At 69.2% G+C, this 15,558-nt stretch carries 16 protein-coding genes; 4 read left to right on the top strand and 12 right to left on the bottom strand.

Features of this window, described 5'->3' with window-relative positions; translation table 11 throughout:
• Nucleotides 1-507: 507 nt before the first annotated feature.
• The 3 genes from OHA40_RS12580 (at nucleotide 508) to OHA40_RS12590 (ending at nucleotide 2,543) form a co-directional block, all read left to right on the top strand.
• Entirely contained in the window at nucleotides 508-1,290 is a 783-nt protein-coding gene (locus OHA40_RS12580) for a hypothetical protein (RefSeq protein WP_330233225.1), read from the top strand.
• Nucleotides 1,291-1,337: 47 nt separating this feature from the next.
• The gene (locus OHA40_RS12585) at nucleotides 1,338-2,147 is read left to right on the top strand and encodes a tetratricopeptide repeat protein (RefSeq protein WP_330233226.1); all 810 of its coding nucleotides are present in this window, start codon (nucleotides 1,338-1,340) and stop codon (nucleotides 2,145-2,147) included.
• 123 nt (nucleotides 2,148-2,270) lie between these two features.
• Nucleotides 2,271-2,543 carry a hypothetical protein gene (locus OHA40_RS12590; RefSeq protein ID WP_330233227.1) on the top strand — a complete coding sequence of 91 codons (273 nt, stop codon included), beginning with the start codon at nucleotides 2,271-2,273 and terminating at the stop codon, nucleotides 2,541-2,543.
• Between the two features lie 461 nt (nucleotides 2,544-3,004).
• On the opposite strand, the gene OHA40_RS12595 is transcribed toward OHA40_RS12590, so the two are convergent.
• The 5 genes from OHA40_RS12595 to OHA40_RS12615 form a co-directional block, all read right to left on the bottom strand.
• On the bottom strand, nucleotides 3,005-4,567 hold the full coding sequence (locus tag OHA40_RS12595) for a bifunctional uroporphyrinogen-III C-methyltransferase/uroporphyrinogen-III synthase (RefSeq protein ID WP_330233228.1): 1,563 nt from the start codon (nucleotides 4,565-4,567) through the stop codon (nucleotides 3,005-3,007).
• Nucleotides 4,568-4,628: 61 nt separating this feature from the next.
• The gene (gene hemC, locus OHA40_RS12600) at nucleotides 4,629-5,684 is read right to left on the bottom strand and encodes a hydroxymethylbilane synthase (protein ID WP_330233229.1); all 1,056 of its coding nucleotides are present in this window, start codon (nucleotides 5,682-5,684) and stop codon (nucleotides 4,629-4,631) included.
• The gene (locus OHA40_RS12605) at nucleotides 5,681-7,123 is read right to left on the bottom strand and encodes a glutamyl-tRNA reductase (protein ID WP_330233230.1); all 1,443 of its coding nucleotides are present in this window, start codon (nucleotides 7,121-7,123) and stop codon (nucleotides 5,681-5,683) included. The genes hemC and OHA40_RS12605 overlap by 4 nt, the downstream gene beginning before the upstream one ends.
• A gap of 64 nt (nucleotides 7,124-7,187) precedes the next feature.
• On the bottom strand, nucleotides 7,188-8,018 hold the full coding sequence (locus OHA40_RS12610) for a redox-sensing transcriptional repressor Rex (protein WP_330233231.1): 831 nt from the start codon (nucleotides 8,016-8,018) through the stop codon (nucleotides 7,188-7,190).
• Between the two features lie 239 nt (nucleotides 8,019-8,257).
• On the bottom strand, nucleotides 8,258-8,518 hold the full coding sequence (locus tag OHA40_RS12615; protein ID WP_330233232.1) for a glutaredoxin family protein: 261 nt from the start codon (nucleotides 8,516-8,518) through the stop codon (nucleotides 8,258-8,260).
• A 223-nt stretch (nucleotides 8,519-8,741) separates the two neighbouring features.
• Between OHA40_RS12615 and OHA40_RS12620 the strand changes: the two genes are divergently transcribed.
• The gene (locus OHA40_RS12620) at nucleotides 8,742-9,689 is read left to right on the top strand and encodes an HAD family hydrolase (protein ID WP_330234146.1); all 948 of its coding nucleotides are present in this window, start codon (nucleotides 8,742-8,744) and stop codon (nucleotides 9,687-9,689) included.
• Nucleotides 9,690-9,693: 4 nt separating this feature from the next.
• Here OHA40_RS12620 and OHA40_RS12625 read toward each other — a convergent pair whose 3' ends face one another.
• The 7 genes from OHA40_RS12625 to OHA40_RS12655 form a co-directional block, all read right to left on the bottom strand.
• A complete protein-coding gene (locus tag OHA40_RS12625) occupies nucleotides 9,694-10,701 on the bottom strand; it encodes a lysophospholipid acyltransferase family protein (RefSeq protein WP_330233233.1) in 1,008 nt (335 codons plus the stop codon).
• Complete coding sequence (locus OHA40_RS12630) at nucleotides 10,698-11,771, bottom strand: NAD-dependent epimerase/dehydratase family protein (RefSeq protein ID WP_330233234.1); 1,074 nt, start codon at nucleotides 11,769-11,771, stop codon at nucleotides 10,698-10,700. Before OHA40_RS12630 ends, OHA40_RS12625 begins: the two co-directional genes overlap by 4 nt.
• 207 nt (nucleotides 11,772-11,978) lie before the next feature.
• Nucleotides 11,979-12,080: a 30S ribosomal protein bS22 gene (locus tag OHA40_RS12635; RefSeq protein WP_003402602.1), complete on the bottom strand. Its 102-nt coding sequence runs from the start codon at nucleotides 12,078-12,080 to the stop codon at nucleotides 11,979-11,981.
• A gap of 225 nt (nucleotides 12,081-12,305) precedes the next feature.
• Entirely contained in the window at nucleotides 12,306-12,608 is a 303-nt protein-coding gene (locus tag OHA40_RS12640; protein ID WP_373862752.1) for a helix-turn-helix domain-containing protein, read from the bottom strand.
• Between the two features lie 145 nt (nucleotides 12,609-12,753).
• The gene (proC, locus tag OHA40_RS12645) at nucleotides 12,754-13,572 is read right to left on the bottom strand and encodes a pyrroline-5-carboxylate reductase (protein WP_330233235.1); all 819 of its coding nucleotides are present in this window, start codon (nucleotides 13,570-13,572) and stop codon (nucleotides 12,754-12,756) included.
• A 32-nt stretch (nucleotides 13,573-13,604) separates the two neighbouring features.
• Nucleotides 13,605-14,492: a thioesterase family protein gene (locus OHA40_RS12650; RefSeq protein WP_330233236.1), complete on the bottom strand. Its 888-nt coding sequence runs from the start codon at nucleotides 14,490-14,492 to the stop codon at nucleotides 13,605-13,607.
• 100 nt (nucleotides 14,493-14,592) lie between these two features.
• Complete coding sequence (locus OHA40_RS12655) at nucleotides 14,593-15,480, bottom strand: sugar phosphate isomerase/epimerase family protein (protein WP_330234147.1); 888 nt, start codon at nucleotides 15,478-15,480, stop codon at nucleotides 14,593-14,595.
• Nucleotides 15,481-15,558 lie beyond the last annotated feature (78 nt).

The raw sequence follows: 15,558 nt of genomic DNA on the forward strand, positions 1-15,558 counted from the left end.
CACACGCCGCGGCCCACCAGGACGCGAGCCGGGCCGCGAACGGGCAATGCTCGATCTCGCTTCGCTCGAAAGCGGGAGTTGAGCCGACAGGTTGCGTTGAGTGCAACCGGAGCGTCCTTGGCAGTGCCCCGGCACTCCGGCGTTCGCCGGTCAGCGACCCTCGCTGGGACTCCATCACTAGGACGCGAGCCGAGCCGGGAACGGGCAATGATTTCGTTTCTCCCGAATGTGCGCCTCGGCCCCCGCTGAAACGTCGGATAGGGGCACATTTTCATATCGCGGAGAGCGGCGAAGGCGAACTGGGATGTTCGCCCGAAACCGCAGGTGGGGCCGATATTGTTACGTGTCGAGGCAGACGCGGTTCGACTGGCACCGGCTGCGGTGTCGCGTGTTCGCGGCCCTGATGGTGCGGACGAGGATCGCGTCACGTTTGGTGTGCGTGAAATCACACCGAAGACCTATCCCAAGGCGCATACTCCGACTAGGCGAGACCCGCTGGGGGACAGCATGACCGATCCGCACATCGATATCTCGCTGGCCAGAGCCGCCGACTTCGAATCGTGGGTGGCGGTACTGCTGTCGGACTGGTGGCCGGTGCTGACCGGCGACCTGCCCCCACCCGCGACCACGCTGCGGGCTTGGCGCGCCGACGCCACCGGGCGGAACATCTTCGTCGAGTTCGTCACACGGCAACGGGCCGTGCCCCAGCTGATGCCCGGGGCGCATGCCGCCTTCGCCACCCTCGGCATCCGACCCGATGAACCCGAATGGGCGCGCAGCCGCGGCACGCACCTCGTCGGCGACACCGAGGATGCCATCATCGGGCTGCGATACTCCGAGACCGCCCACACCGTTTTCGTCCGCCTGCAGAGCAGGCCGTGCCAGGTGGCGCCCGGAGCGGTCCGACGGCTGCTGGCCGGTGCCGAGGCGAATCTGCCGTTCCCCGACACCACCGCGGGCCCGCTGGACGTGCGGGTGGCCCGCAACAGCGCGCGGCACCTGCTCGCGGCCCATAGCGCACGGCACAGCACTCCGGCCGACCCCTTGCAGCTCGGCCCGCCGGAGCGGGTCTGCGACATCGGCTGGGCCTTCATCTTTCCGTGGTCGACCACGTCCTGGTATATCGACGGCGCGGTGCCCACCTTCCCACCGGGCACCCGAGGACCGATCGTGGTCGTCAAGGACACTGGACACACCTGGCTGCTGGACAGCCTGAGCAACTACGACGCGCAGTTGATCGCCTACGCGCGCGAGCACGGGTACCCGGCTCCGATCGGGCCACCGCGATGACCAGTGACGTGACATCCGCCGAAAGCCGCCGGGCAGGGAATGCTGAGATGACCGAGCCTCCGAGCGAAGCCGAACTGCTCGCCATGCAGCGGCGCGCCGAAGCGCTGTGGGACGCGGGCGACGCGGCGGGCGCCGAACACTGGCTGCGCCGCGCCGCTACGGCCGACAGCGTGCCTGCCATGGAGATGCTCGGCGCGCTACTGGGAGCCGACGGCCGGATCGGCGAGGGGATCCGCTGGTTGGAGAAAGCCGCCGCATGCGGCAGCGAGCCCGCGCGGGTGCAATTGGGCCTGCTGCACCTGGAGCGTGGGAATCTGGACGGGGCCGAGCGTTGGTTGCGACCCGCGGCCGAGAACGGGCTGCCCGAAGCACTATGCAACATGGGCGTTCTCGCGAATCGGCGGGGCGACGATGCCGGGGCCGAGCGCTGGTACGAACGCGCGGTTCACGCTGGAAGCCCCACGGCCATGCGCAGTCTCGGTCTGCACCTGGCCCGCCGTGGCGAATTCGACCGTGCGATCGCTCTGCTCATCGAAGCCGCGCGCCGCGGAAGGATCGACGCGATGGCGGTGCTCGGGGCCCTGCACTTGGATCGCGGTGAGCGGGTGGAGGGCGAGCGGTGGCTGCGTAAGGGCGCGGATGCGGGCGATCCGGACTCGATGTTCCACCTCGCGCTCTTGCTGCGCGCGGCGAATACGCCTTACCTCGCAGGCGATTTCGCCGACCCTGAGGTGCTGCGGACCGCCGCCGAGATCGCGACCGGCCGCACCCAGGCACAGCAGGAGGCCAGGCAGTGGCTCGAACGCGCAGCCGCGCTCGGCCATCCACAGTCGTTACGGCTGCTGCACGATCTGTGAGCCGTTGCGCCACGTCGCCGGTGAAAAGCCTTGTGGCCAGCGGAATTTGTCGGTACCCCAGGGTAGAATCGAAGATACGTTCGAGGGGGCTCGCCGCCCCCGATCGCCACGGGAGGGATGCCAGTGCGCACACCACAAACCGTTCTCATCGATCGCCCCTACGCGCCGTTGCAGAAGCGCCCGTTGCCGCCGGGCCGTCCCCGCGCGTGGTATGTCATACACAACCGGCGTCTGAAGGCGATGCGCCTGGCGATCGCCCTGCTCGACTCGGGGGTCTACGCACCGAGTTACGCCACCAACAAGCGGATCAGACATACCGCCGAGGTGATCGGCATCCGGCCGCCCTCCGACGCCACCTGCACCATGGTCCGCACGCTGATGCGCAGGCGGTACTAAGACTCGATGGGTGAGTCCCGCCGCTGCCTGCCACAGCGGACCGAACTTGCGGACCAGGCGCCGAGATCGGCGTGCCGGCCTTGCTCGCGGCACCGAGGGCAAGGCCGGCACCGCAGCGGTAACCCGCCGACGCGACAGAATCAGCCAACTTCTGCGAGCCCGGCACAGCGCGAGATGTCACCTGGCCCACCTCACGTTGCGCGACGGCCCGATCGCGACGAATGCCCAAGCCACGAGCACGTAGCCCCGCCGCCATACCGAGCCGCCGAGGTTGGGCGTCTGTTGAACTCCTCGCAACCACACGGCGCAACCTCCGGTTTCGAGCGAAGCGAGACCGAGCATCGCCCGTTCGCGGCCCGGCTCACGTCCGAGCGGGCCGCGAACACGCCGCGACGAAGTCGCGGCCAAACCAGCACAGCCGCGAACACGCAGCGCCGCAGGCGCTGCAAATTAGACCCAACTCAGCGGCTGCGGCGGCTCTTCTTGCGCGGCGGCGGCAGCAATCCCTCGGCGCGCAGGCGAGCGGCATGCTCCGCGAGTGCCTCGACCAGCGGACCGACCTGGGCCACCTCGGGCTGCACGTCCACGCGCAGGCCGAACTCGATGGCGGTTTCGGCGGTCTTGGGGCCGATGCACGCCACGATCGTGCGCGCGTGCGGCTTGCCCGCGATGCCAACCAGGTTGCGCACCGTGGAGGACGAGGTGAACAGGACCGCGTCGAAGCCGCCGGTCTTGATCATCTCGCGCGTCTCGGCGGGCGGCGGCGACGCGCGCACCGTCCGGTAGGCCGTGACGTCATCGATCTCCCAGCCGCGGTCGCGCAGACCCTCGGCCAGCGTCTCGGTGGCGATGTCCGCGCGCGGCAGCAGCACCCGGTTCACCGGGTCGAAAACGTCGTCGTACGGCGGGAAGTCGGCCAGCAGCCCCTCGGAGGACTGCTCACCGCTCGGCACCAGTTCGGGGTTGATGCCGAACGAGCGCACCTTGTCCGCGGTGGCCTCGCCGACACAGGCGATCTTCACACCGGAGAACGCCCGAGCGTCCAAGCCGAACTCGGCGAACTTCTCCCACACCGCGCGCACCGCGTTGGTGGAGGTGAACACCACCCACTGGTAGCGCCCGTCGACCAGGCCCTTGACCGCGCGCTCCATCTGGGCCGGGCTGCGCGGCGGCTCGACAGCGATCGTGGGGACCTCCATCGGGATGGCACCATGCGTGACGAGCCGCTCGCTCATCTCGGATGCCTGCTCCTTGGTGCGCGGCACCAGCACGGTCCAGCCGTACAACGCGCGCGATTCCCACCACGACATCTTCGAGCGCTGCGCGACCACCTTGCCGATGGTCACCACCAGCGGGCCGACCAGCTCGGAGGCCGCGCTGTTCAGCGTGGCCAAGGTGGCCTCGATGGTGCGCTGCTGGCGGGTGGTGCCCCGCACCGTCACCGCCACCGGGGTCTGCGGCGCCATGCCGTGCTCCACCAGGGCGCTCGCGGTCTCGGCCAGGTGCCCGGAGGTCGCGTGCAGCACGAGCGGACCGGGCGCGGCCGCCAGCGCGGCCCAGTCGACCTCGCCGCGCACATCGGCCTCGGTGTGCCCGGAGCCGAGCGCGATGCCCGCGTAGCTGGGCACCGCCGAGCCGTTGGGCAGGCCGGGCAGCACCTCGAAGACCATGTGCGACCGGGTGACGGCGTTGACCTCGGCGATCACCGAGTCGGTGGTCAGCGGGTCGCCCGCGACCACGCGCACCACGTCATGCCCGGCGCGCGCCTCGGCGATCAGCGTTTTGGCCACTTCGGCGGGCTCGCCGAGCGCAGGCCGCACGTCGACCGGGCGTTCGCCGTCGGGGCCCGGCTCGACCTCGGTGCCGATCAAGGCCAGCACGCCCTTGTCGACGTCCGGATCGGTGAAAGCCAGCATCGCCCGTCCGATCACCTCACGGGCCCGCACCGTGAGCAGCGCCGGGTCACCGGGACCCGATCCGACGAAAAGGATCCGACCGGGGTGCTTCTTCGTGCCTCGGCTCATGCCTGCACCTCGCTATTGCTCGGCTCCGGCATGCCCGAAGGCGCGGTGAGGATTCGCTCGCTCATCGGCTGTTCTCCATTGGGCTGGGGTTGGGCAAGTCTGTGCCGGACGGACGCGCCGCCCGGGCGGGGGAACCGTCGTCCGGTTCGGTGGCGAGCAGCTCGCGCGCGCCCATGTCGAGCAACTCGCGGGCAAGCGCACGGCCGAGCTCTGCCGCGTCCGCAGGGGCGCCGACCACCGACGCCCGTAAGACGTCGGACCCGTCGACGGCTGCCGCGCATGCGCGCAGCGAGAGCTCGTCCACGATCCGCCCTTCGTCGTCGAGCGACTCGACCACCTCGGCGAGCGCGCCGATCGGGGCGGTGCAGCCGGCCTCCAGCTCGGCCAGCAGTGATCTTTCGGCGAGCACGGACGCGCGGGTGGCCGCGTCGTCCAGGCCGGTCAGGATCTCCACGGTGGCGGCATCGTCGCTGCGGCACTCCACCGCGAGCGCGCCTTGGGCGGGAGCGGGCAGCATCTGCACCGGCTCCAGCGCCTCGGTGACCGCGTCCAGCCGCTCGATACGGGCCAGTCCGGCCCTGGCCACCACGACGGCGTCCAGCTCACCCTCGCTGACCTTGCGCAGCCGGGTGTCCAGGTTGCCGCGCAGCGGGACGATGTCCAAGCCGAGACCGAGCGCCAGCAACTGGGCGGCGCGGCGCGGCGCGGAGGTGCCGACCTTGGCTCCCGCGGGCAGCTCGCCCAGCACCAGTCCGTCCCGTGCGACCAGCGCATCACGCGGATCCTCCCTGGGCGGGATGGCGGCGATTGTGAAGCGCGGGTCCTGCGCGGTCGGCAGATCCTTGTAGGAATGCACCGCGATGTCGATCGCGCCTGCGGCCAGTTCGTCGCGTAGCGCGGAGGTGAACACGCCGACGCCGATCTTCTGCACGGGATCGGCGGACAGGTCTCCGGCGGTCTTGATCACGACCAGCTCCGCCGGGTGCCCGGCGGCGATCAGCGCGTCGCGCACCGTGCCCGCCTGGGTGAGCGCGAGCAGGCTCCCCCGGGTGCCGATACGCCAAGGCGCTCGGGGGGCTTGCGTTGTCGCGTTGCCTTCTTGGTGCACCATGGTCATGCCGTCTGCCCCTGTTCCTCGCCGCGATGGCCCGCGGTGAAGTCGTCGGCCAGCGCGATCTCTCCGTCGGCCAAAGTGATCTCGGCGCGCTCGCCGGCGAGCGCGGTGATCTCCATCGGCGCGGCGACCGCCTGCGCCGCACCCGGTTTCAGTTCGAACAGCTCGCGCAGCGCCTCGGCGTAGCTGTCGCCGCCCGGCGTGGACGCCAACTGCTTGACCCGCACGGTCGGCGCGTGCAGCAGCTTGTCGACCACGCGGCGGACCGTGCGCGCGACCTCGTCGCGCTCCGGGTCGGCCAGGCCGGGCAGCCGCGAATCCAGGCGGAGCAGTTCGGCCTCGACCACCTCCGCCGCGCGCTGTCGTAGCGCGGCAACGGTCGGGGTGACCTCGGCCATCCGCTGTCCGGCAAGGTATTTGGCGAGTTCGTCGGCGACGATCGAGCGCGCGGCCGCCGTGTCGTCGGCGGCGGCGCCCGCGGCGGGATCGCGCTGCAACGTCTCGATGTCGATGAGCGTGACGCCCGGCAGCCCGGCCACGGCGTGCTCGACATCGCGGGGCAGGCCGAGATCGCAGAACACCAATGGCCGCTCCACCGTGGCGAATTCCTCGCCGCGCTCGCGGTCGGTCAGCGCGCGGTGCGTGTCGGCGAGCGTCACGACCGCGCCGACCGCGCCGGTACAGGTGACCACCACGTCGGCCGCGGCCATCGCCTCGGTGAGCCGGGACAGCTCTTTCGCCTCGGCGGTGACGCCGTGGGTGCGCGCGGTCTCAGCGAGCCTGCGCGCCCGCCCCATGGTGCGGTTCACCACGATGATCCGGCCGATTCCCGCGCGCGAAAGATGCGCTACCGCAAGGCCGCCCATCGCGCCCGCCCCGACGACCGCGGCCGTCCGACCGGCCAGCGGCCCGAGGACGTGCTGCGCACGATCCAGCGCCACCGACACCACCGAAGCGCCCGCGCGATCGATCCCGGTCTCCGCGTGCACCCGCTTGCCGACCCGCAGTGCGTGCTGGGCCAGCTCGTGCAGGGTCCGCCCAACGGCCTGCTGCGCGTCGGCGGAGGCATAGGCGCCCCGAATCTGACTGAGCACCTGCTGCTCGCCGACCACCATCGAGTCCAGGCCGCTGGCCACCGCGAACAGATGCTCGGCGGCGGCCTCGGAGTAGCGGACATAGGCGTGCTTGGTCAGATCGGGCAGTGGGAGGCCGGAGTGCTTGGTCAGCAGGTCGCCGATCTCGGCCAGGCCGCCGTGGAAGGCGTCGACCACCGCGTAGACCTCCACCCGGTTGCACGTGGAGACGATCATCGCCTCGGACACGTGACTGGAGGCGAGCAGGCGATCGATCAGCTTCGGCCGGTCGGCATCGGTGATTGCCACCTTCTCCAGCACCGATACCGGCGCGCTGCGATGCGAGATGCCGACGAGAAGAACACTCATGCGCGCGCCTCGCTAACGCCCGGCACCGCCGTGCCGCGCTGATCGATCCGCTCGCTGCGCTCACTCATGGTGTGACCACCGATCCCTTGCTGCTTGGCTCCGTTGCCGTATGCGGGGTTGCCGAGTGCTGAAGTGCCGGGTGCGCGGACCCCGCGTGCGGCGCCGGCAGATGACGGCCGATGCGGGCCGACCCACCGTGCGCGACCTCCGGTAACGAGGTCTGCTCCGCGTTGCGCACCCGTTCGAAGGAAAGCATCTGCATTTCCACGGCCAGATCCACGCGGCGCACCTCGACCGACTCCGGCGCCACCAGCTCGCACGGAGCGAAGCTCAGGATCGACTGCAAGCCGGCCGCGACAAGGCGATCGCACACGTCCTGGGCCGCGTCGTCGGGAACGGTGATGACCGCGATGGTCGGCTCCAGCTCCGCGACCGCTTCGGCCAGTTCGGCGACATCACCCACCACCAGACCGGCGACCGACATGCCGATCACCTCGGGGTGGCTGTCGAACATGCCGACCACGCTGAATCCGCGCCGCCGGAAGCCGCCGTACCCGACCAGGGCCCGGCCCAGATTTCCCGCACCGACCAGCACCACGCGGTGGCCCTTCGACAGGCCGAGCACGTCCTCGATCCTGGAACGCAGCTTGGCCACGTCGTACCCGACGCCACGAACTCCGTTGGGGCCGAGGAAGGACAGATCCTTGCGCAATTTGGCCGAATTGACACCCGCCGCGACAGCCAGTTCCTCACTCGATACGATGGCAACACCGTCGTCGGCCAACATGGCGAGGACCCGAAGATAGGTAGCCAGCCGCGCGACGGTGGCCTGCGGGATGTCTTTCTGCAGAGCCCTGCCGGAGACGCCGCCTGGCGCCTCATGCTGCTCTGTCACGTCGTCGGCTCCTCGTCCCGGACCCTCGGGCACCGGTTCGTCGTTCGACCCTCTGACCCGGGACGGTCCGGTGCCACGGTGTCGAAGTTTCGGATTTCGGGGCGGCTCCGCAGCCTCGGCATGCGGGTCGCGTGCCACCACCGTAACTGCTTGTGAAGCCCTGCACAAAGTCGGTGAAATTGGCCTCATTTTCCGTCCCGACCAGGGCAGCGGCCGAAACGGGCCGGAAACCGCGTCGCTCAGCGGCTCAGGTCGGCTCGCAACCGGGTCTCGTCGACATCGAAATAGCTGTGTTCGCGGCCGTCGAGCAAGACGACGGGAAGCCGGTCGCCGTACTCCGCACGCAGGCCAGGGTCGGTTGCGGCGGCTTCGTCGACGTCGAGGGTTGCCGGTTGGATACCGAATTCGGCACAGATCACGCGCAGCTGTTCCAGCGCTGTCGCACACAGACCGCAGCGGGCCCGGGTAAGCAATGTCACCGAATGTGTGGGATTGGTCATGACGAATATTTAATCGGGGGCCCGCTCGCCTCGACGGCTCGGTACGCGCCACTCGATGGTGTCGCAGACCGCCTTCTGCGGTGACTGTCACCCGATCCGGCTACTGTTGACATGGTTCGCGCGACGGGCGGAGGTACTGGTGCCGGAACGATCGAAGGTGGCAAGGGCCGGATTCATCGCGGGACGGTTCGGTGAGTTTCCGGCTCGGTGGAATCTGAGCCAGATGGGCCAAGGGCTGCAGGACCAGCTCGCCCGCATCTCGCGCAGCCCCTTCGGCCCGAGCGAAGAGGAATTGCGCGCCAACCTGGCGGGTGAGGCGAGTGCGGACGCCGCGCTGACATTGCACGACGCGGAGCTGGCCGCGGGCGAGGCGGAAGCCGCGGGACCGGAGGCGCCGCGCGACCTGACCGCGGCAGCGTTCTTCGACGTCGACAACACCATGGTGCAGGGCGCGTCGATCGTCCATTTCGCCCGCGGGCTTGCCGCGCGCAAGTACTTCAAGACCTCCGATCTGGTGGACGTGGCCTGGAAGCAGGTGAAGTTCCGGGTCACCGGCAAGGAAAGCAGCACCGACATGGCCAGCGGCAAGGAAAAGGCGCTGGAGTTCATCGCCGGCCGCTCCACCGCCGAACTCGCCGCGCTCGGCGAGGAGATCTATGACGAGATCATCGCCGACAAGATCTGGCCAGGCACCCGCGCGCTCGCCCAGATGCACCTGGACGCGGGCCAGCAGGTATGGCTGGTGACCGCGACACCGGTCGAGCTTGCGCAGGTGATCGCGAAACGGCTCGGTCTGACCGGCGCGCTGGGCACCGTCGCCGAAAGCGTGGACGGGAACTTCACCGGACGTCTGGTCGGTGACATCCTGCACGGCCTCGGCAAGGCGCACGCGGTGCGCACGCTGGCGATCCGCGAAGGCCTGAACCTCAAGCGGTGCACCGCCTACTCCGACAGCCACAACGACGTGCCGATGCTTTCGCTGGTCGGCACCGCGGTGGCGATCAACCCGGATTCGGACCTGCGTGAGGTCGCGAAGAATCGGGGCTGGGAGATCCGCGACTTCCGGACCGGGCGCAAGGCCGCCAAGATCGGCGTGCCGACCGCACTCGCTCTCGGCGCCGCGGGTGGCGCCGTCGCCGCGGCAGTGACCCGCCGCCGCGACAGCAGCTAGCCGTTCACCCCGTGAAGACGTTGCGGCGCTTGGTGAGCAGCTTGTAGAGCGTCTGCTGGATGGTCTCGCGCACCTGGTCGGTGATCTCGAACATGGTCATCGGGTCGTCGGCTGCCTCCGGCTCGTAGCCGGTGGTCGCGATGGGGGTGCCGAACTCGATGTACCACTTCGACGGCAGCGGCATCGCGCCGAGCACGCCCAGGTGCGGGAACAGCGGCGTCACCGGGAAATATGGCAGCCCGAGCAGCCGGGCCAGCGGCTTGAGATCGGCCAGCTTCGGGTAGATCTCCTCGGAACCCACGATGGAGCACGGGATGATCGGCACGCCGGTGCGCACCGCCGCGGCGACGAAACCGCCGCGTCCGAAGCGCTGCAGTTTGTAGCGGTCGGTGTACTGCTTGCCCACGCCCTTGAAGCCTTCCGGGAATACACCGGTCAGCTCACCGGAGCGCAACAGCCGTTCGGCGTCCTCGCGGCAGGCCAGCGTGTGCCCTGCCTTGCGGGCCAGGACCCCGAGGACCGGCATCTCGAAGATCAGGTCGGCGGCGAGCAGGCGCAACGCACGCTGCTTGGGGTGCCTGTCGTGCACGGCCAGCTGCAGCATCAGACCGTCCAGTGGCACGGTGCCCGCGTGGTTGGACACGATCAGTGCGCCGCCCGCTTCGGGGATGTTGTCCATCCCGCTGACCTCCACCCGGAACCACAGGTCCGACAGCGGGCGCAGCGCGGGCAGGATGAGCGACTCGAGCAGGTGCTCGTCGAAACCGAACTCGTCGACCTGGTAATCGCCGGTGAACCTGCGGCGGGCGAAATCGGCGGTCTTGGTGACCTGCTTGCCGAGTGCGCCGCGCACCATTTCCGACACCGACCGCGGCGCGGGCGGCGCCACTGTGGCGCGCCGCTCGATCAGCGACGTCACCGGACTGGGAGCGGAAAGGCGTCGCGGCACAGGCCGCTGGCGCGCCTCTACCTGGAGGTCGTGCAGTTGGATGACCTTTGCTACGTCACTCATTGATGTGCTCCCGTACCGGCCCCGAGCAGGCCGAGCAGTTTGTGTTCTGCGGCGTCGATCCACGCTGGATCGACTACGGGCCGCAACGCTGCGCCCCCGATGAAGTCGTCGAACGCCTGTACCGTCGTCCAGCGCGGCTCGAACCCGAGTTCGGTGCGCATCCGCGTGGTGTCCAGGCCACAACCGAAGTGGAAATAGTCGAGCTGTTCGGTGGAGAACTCGCGCATCACCGGACCCATCAGCAGGCGCCCCGCGGTGCGGAACACCGTGAAGGGCACCGGCAACTCGAGCCGGCCCGCCCGCCGGACCGCCTGCGAGAGCGACAGCGCGCCGTCACCGGCGATGTTGTACGTGCCGCTCGCCGCGTTGCGCGCCGCGAGGGTCAGCGCGGCCACCGCGTCCTCCTCGTGCAGCAGCTGCATCCTGGCGTCCCGGCCGAATACGGTCGGTGTCACCGGCGAACGCAAATATTGCACACCGCGCGCGGCCAGTCGCGGACCCACGATCGGGGCGAAGCGCAGAATTGACGTGGCGATATCGGGACGCCGGCGCGCGAGCCCGCGAACATAACCTTCGATATCGATCAGGTCGCGCGCAAACCCGCCCCGCGGCGGCGTGCGCGCACTCATTTCCTCGCTGAATTTCGCGGGATCCTTTGCGCTGCACCCGTACACCGCCGAGGAGGAGCGCAACACCACCCGGCGCACCGACGGCGCCTTCTGACACACGGCGAACAGCTGCATCGCGCCGAGGACGTTCAGATCCTTCATCACCGCGCGACCGCCGCCCGCTGGGGGGCGGGCCAGCACGGCGGTGTGCACCACCGTGTCCACCCCGCCACCATCGATCACTTTACGGATCAACGGGTTTCGAATGTCGGCGCGCACGAATTCCGCGCGGCCCATGCGCCGCTGCAACTCCCGGCCGGGTGTCATCGTGTCGACGGCGAGAATGCGCTCGATGCCGGGAACCTGGGCGAGTCGCGCGACGACCGTGCCACCGAAGAACCGGCTGGCTCCGGTGACCAGCACTACCCTCGGTGTGTGTCCTTCCCGACCCTCAGAACCCACCGGCACCCGCTTCCCGTCGGCCAGCCGCGTTGTGTTTATTCCCGGTCCTAGCGTAGCGGGTGCCTACCCGCTCACCGAGGTTATTAACCAGGATCTAACGATGACTTCAGTCACCTGATACAAATGCCGATTCCAAAATTTCAACTTTCAAATGAAAGGCCCGTCACCTATTGGTGACGGGCCTCCGCAGCTACCGCGCAGCGACGCTTACTTGCCGAGTTTGCGACGCTGAACACGCGTGCGGCGAAGCAGCTTGCGGTGCTTCTTCTTCGACATGCGCTTGCGGCGCTTCTTGATCACAGAACCCATAGGGTTGTCCTCGCGTTCTCTCTACTCGGCGCGCACGCTCTCCGTACGCGATTGCCGGACGCCCAACCGCCGGGCCCCGGCGGACCAGCCGGGGTCGCTCGACAAGCTCACGCCCTGTGTTCGCGCCGCCGGAGACCACGAGGCAACCAACAGCGATGCCACCGGCGGGCGAACACGAACCGAAGAGCTATCGTACCGGCCCGCCCCGGTAGTCCCGAAACCGCCTCATCCAGCGTCGAAATAGGAGGTTTCCAGATAGTCGTGCACCGCTTTGGCGTGCACTCGGAACGATCGACCGACGCGCACGGCGGGCAACTCGCCCGAGTGCACGAGCCGATACACCGTCATCTTGGATACCCGCATCAGATTCGCCACTTCGGCGACGGTGAGAAACTGAGTGCCGCCGCCGAGCACGGATTGCCCCTGCGACGCGGCCTCACGCTGGGTACGGGAATTCCCCCGACCGCCTGCGGGACCGGAGCCGCCGGACGCTCCGGAACTTGCAGACATCTTATTCGAAGACATCATTGCACCATTGACCTCCGGCACGTCCGCGCCGCCGGCTTCCCCACCGGCGGAACAGACACGCACGTGCTCCTTGAAGCTTAGCGGGACCAGTGGTGTTATTGCGACGGGAGTGAGAAATCGGGTTTTCCGATCGGAAATAGACCGGTCATTCCGCTGACGCGCCCTGTTCGGCCGACCGTTGCTTGGCCGCGTAAAGCGCCTCGATGAAGGACGAGCGCAGTCCGCCGCGCTCCAGCTCGCGCATCGCGGCCGCGGTGGTGCCCGCGGGCGAGGTGACCGCGGCGCGCAGTTCCGCGGCGGTCTGGCCGGACCCGTCCAGCAGGGCGGCGGAGCCGACCATGGTCTGCACCACGAGCTGGGTGGCGACATCCCTGGTCAGTCCGAGCCCGACACCCGCGTCCACCATGGCCTCGACGATCAGGAAGAAGTAGGCGGGCCCCGATCCGGACACCGCGGTGACCGCGTCCATCTGGCTCTCCGCGACGGTCACCACCTTGCCCACCGCGGCGAGCATCTCGGTGACCAGCTCTAGATGCTGATCGCGTGCGTACCGACCCGGTGCGATCACGCTCATGCCCTGCCCCACCAGCATCGGCGTATTCGCCATCACCCGCACGACCGGGAATCCGGCGGGCAACTTGCCCTCCAACCGGGAGGTCGGCACACCCGCAGCCAACGAAACCAGCACCTGATCGCGGTCGCTGCCCAGCTCGGCCTTGCCCAACGGGGCGAGCACGGCGTCCACGTCGCCCGGCTTCACCGCGATCACCAGCAGATCCGCGCCGACGGCCGCATCGGTCACGTCGTCGGTGACCCGGATGCCGAGACGATCGGCGATCAGATCGGCCCGTTCCCGATGCGTCTCGACGACGACCAATTCCTTGGCCAGTCGCCCGGATTCCAGCAAACCGGCGACCAACGCCTCACCGATGCGGCCGCCGCCGATCACCGCAATTCTCGTCATGGGTGTCAAGGCTAGACGGCACGCACTCGCGCTCAGCGCTGGGGAACGAGCGCAAGTTGACGACTCTGGGCGACGACGCCCCCGGTCGAGTCCAGCACCAACTGGTCCTCGTCGAACATCCGCCCGCCGACCTCATGCGTGGTCGCGATGATCCGCAGCCAGCCGGGTGCGGGCCTGCGGCGCAGGTAGGTGGTCATCTGTACGGTGGGCGCCCAGCCGAAGTGCCCGAGGTTCGCCGGCACCGGCGGGCTCATGTCGGCGGTCATCATCGCGAAGAACATGGCGACGTCGGGGTCCTGCTCGTCGCCCGGCCGCGGACGCATCCACAGTCGCAGGCGCGGTTCACCTTTCTCGCTGTCGAGGAAGCGGGCCCATTCGCGGTCGAGGTAGATGTCGGCGCCCTGGCCTACGTGCACCACCTCGCCCATCGGCGAGCCCGGCTGGTAGCCGATCGCGTCGGCAGGCGGCTGCGCGGGCATGTCGGCGTGCTGCGGCGCGTAGATCGGGTCGGCGTCGTCCAGGCGGCCGAAGGTCAACGCCGTGCGGACCAGGACACGGCCGTTCTGGATGAGCTCGGTGTCGGCCAGGCAGATCTGGCGGCCGACCTTGCGGATGCGCACCTCGTACTCGACCTCGCCGGGATCGGGCGCGCCGAGGAAGTCGGAACTCGCGGCGATCGGGGCCATGCCGACCAGGGCAGGATCGGTCGCGCGCAGCCAGTTGGTCGCCGCCGCAGCGCTGGCAGCGACCATCGTCCCGCCGTGCACCTTCGGACCGATGGTCCAGATCTCGTCGATGACGCCCAGGTAGCGGCCGGTGTCCGGGGTGGACGGCGTCAGTTCGGTCAGCGCGCACACCTGGCTGAAAGGCGCCTCGGCCGTGGCAGCCGGGCCGAGATCGGCCGTCAGCTCCGTCGTCATCCTCACTCCTGTCGTCCATGACGCCGCCGAGCAGCGTTCGTACAGCGTACAACGCAGGGTGTGGCACCGAATTTCGTTGTGCCGGCGGTTGGGACGAGCATCACATCGGCGGCTCGGCCGAGGCGTGGTTCGCCCCGGTGGGCGCGGGCGCGGCGGCGGCAACGTGGAGGTGCCCGCGCGCGAACGCCAGCGTGCGGTGCAGCATGGCGGCCCGGTCCTGGGTGGTGCGAGCATTCTGCGTGTTGATCTCGGCCACCACTTGGCCGGTGAAGCCGGCGCGCACCAGACTCTCGCACACCTCGACACACGGCTGGGTGCCCTCGCCGGGAACCAGATGTTCGTCGTGGGCAGCGCCGCGGCCGTCGGCCAAGTGCAGGTGCGCCAAGCCAGGGCCCATGCGGGCGGCCAAGGCAAGCGGGTCGGTGCCCGCGGTCGCGGTGTGCGACAGATCGAGGGTGTAGTGCCGGAAACCGGTGTCGGTGGGGTCATAGGACGGGCTGAACGCGGTGAGCGCCGGACCGGGCCCGCCGCGCCGCTCCAGCCGTTTGACCGCGCCTTCGCGCCTGCCGAACAGTGTGTCCGCCCGCATCGGGAACATGTTCTCCACCGCGACGATGACCGGGCTGTTCTCCTCCAACTCGGCGACCTGCGCGGCGAACCCCGCCGCGTAGCGGCGCTGCCACCGAAACGGCGGGTGCACCACCACGGTTCGCGCGCCGAGCGCCTCCGCGGTACGCACACTGCGCTCGAGCTTCGCGATCGGGTCCGAGCCCCACACCCGCTGCGAGATCAGCAGGCACGGCGCGTGCAGGGCGAGCACCGGGACACCGTATCTGCGGGAGTAGGTCTGGACGGTGGCGATGCTCTGACTGGCCGGTTCCGCCCAGACCATCAATTCGACGCCGTCGTAGCCGAGTTCGGCCGCGTATCGGAATGCGGCCTCGGCATTCTGCGGGTACACCGAAGCCGTCGACAGGCCGACCTGGATCGGCGTCGGCCGAGACGCGCCACCGGATTCATCCGGCGAGACGGCTCCGGTCCACGAGCCCGCCGCGGGCGCCTGCCG

This window comes from Nocardia sp. NBC_00508 (genome assembly GCF_036346875.1).
Classification (GTDB): domain Bacteria; phylum Actinomycetota; class Actinomycetes; order Mycobacteriales; family Mycobacteriaceae; genus Nocardia.

Excerpts from the sequence above, each read along its gene's own strand:
- OHA40_RS12585 (WP_330233226.1), top strand. The coding sequence starts at position 1,338 with ATGACCGAGCCTCCGAGCGAAGCCGAACTGCTCGCCATGCAGCGGCGC.
- proC (WP_330233235.1), bottom strand. The coding sequence starts at position 13,572 with ATGACGAGAATTGCGGTGATCGGCGGCGGCCGCATCGGTGAGGCGTTG.
- OHA40_RS12595 (WP_330233228.1), bottom strand. The coding sequence starts at position 4,567 with ATGAGCCGAGGCACGAAGAAGCACCCCGGTCGGATCCTTTTCGTCGGA.
- OHA40_RS12580 (WP_330233225.1), top strand. The coding sequence starts at position 508 with ATGACCGATCCGCACATCGATATCTCGCTGGCCAGAGCCGCCGACTTC.
- OHA40_RS12625 (WP_330233233.1), bottom strand. The coding sequence starts at position 10,701 with ATGAGTGACGTAGCAAAGGTCATCCAACTGCACGACCTCCAGGTAGAG.
- OHA40_RS12615 (WP_330233232.1), bottom strand. The coding sequence starts at position 8,518 with ATGACCAATCCCACACATTCGGTGACATTGCTTACCCGGGCCCGCTGC.
- OHA40_RS12635 (WP_003402602.1), bottom strand. The coding sequence starts at position 12,080 with ATGGGTTCTGTGATCAAGAAGCGCCGCAAGCGCATGTCGAAGAAGAAG.
- OHA40_RS12620 (WP_330234146.1), top strand. The coding sequence starts at position 8,742 with ATGGGCCAAGGGCTGCAGGACCAGCTCGCCCGCATCTCGCGCAGCCCC.
- hemC (WP_330233229.1), bottom strand. The coding sequence starts at position 5,684 with ATGACCATGGTGCACCAAGAAGGCAACGCGACAACGCAAGCCCCCCGA.
- OHA40_RS12605 (WP_330233230.1), bottom strand. The coding sequence starts at position 7,123 with ATGAGTGTTCTTCTCGTCGGCATCTCGCATCGCAGCGCGCCGGTATCG.
- OHA40_RS12640 (WP_373862752.1), bottom strand. The coding sequence starts at position 12,608 with ATGATGTCTTCGAATAAGATGTCTGCAAGTTCCGGAGCGTCCGGCGGC.
- OHA40_RS12650 (WP_330233236.1), bottom strand. The coding sequence starts at position 14,492 with ATGACGACGGAGCTGACGGCCGATCTCGGCCCGGCTGCCACGGCCGAG.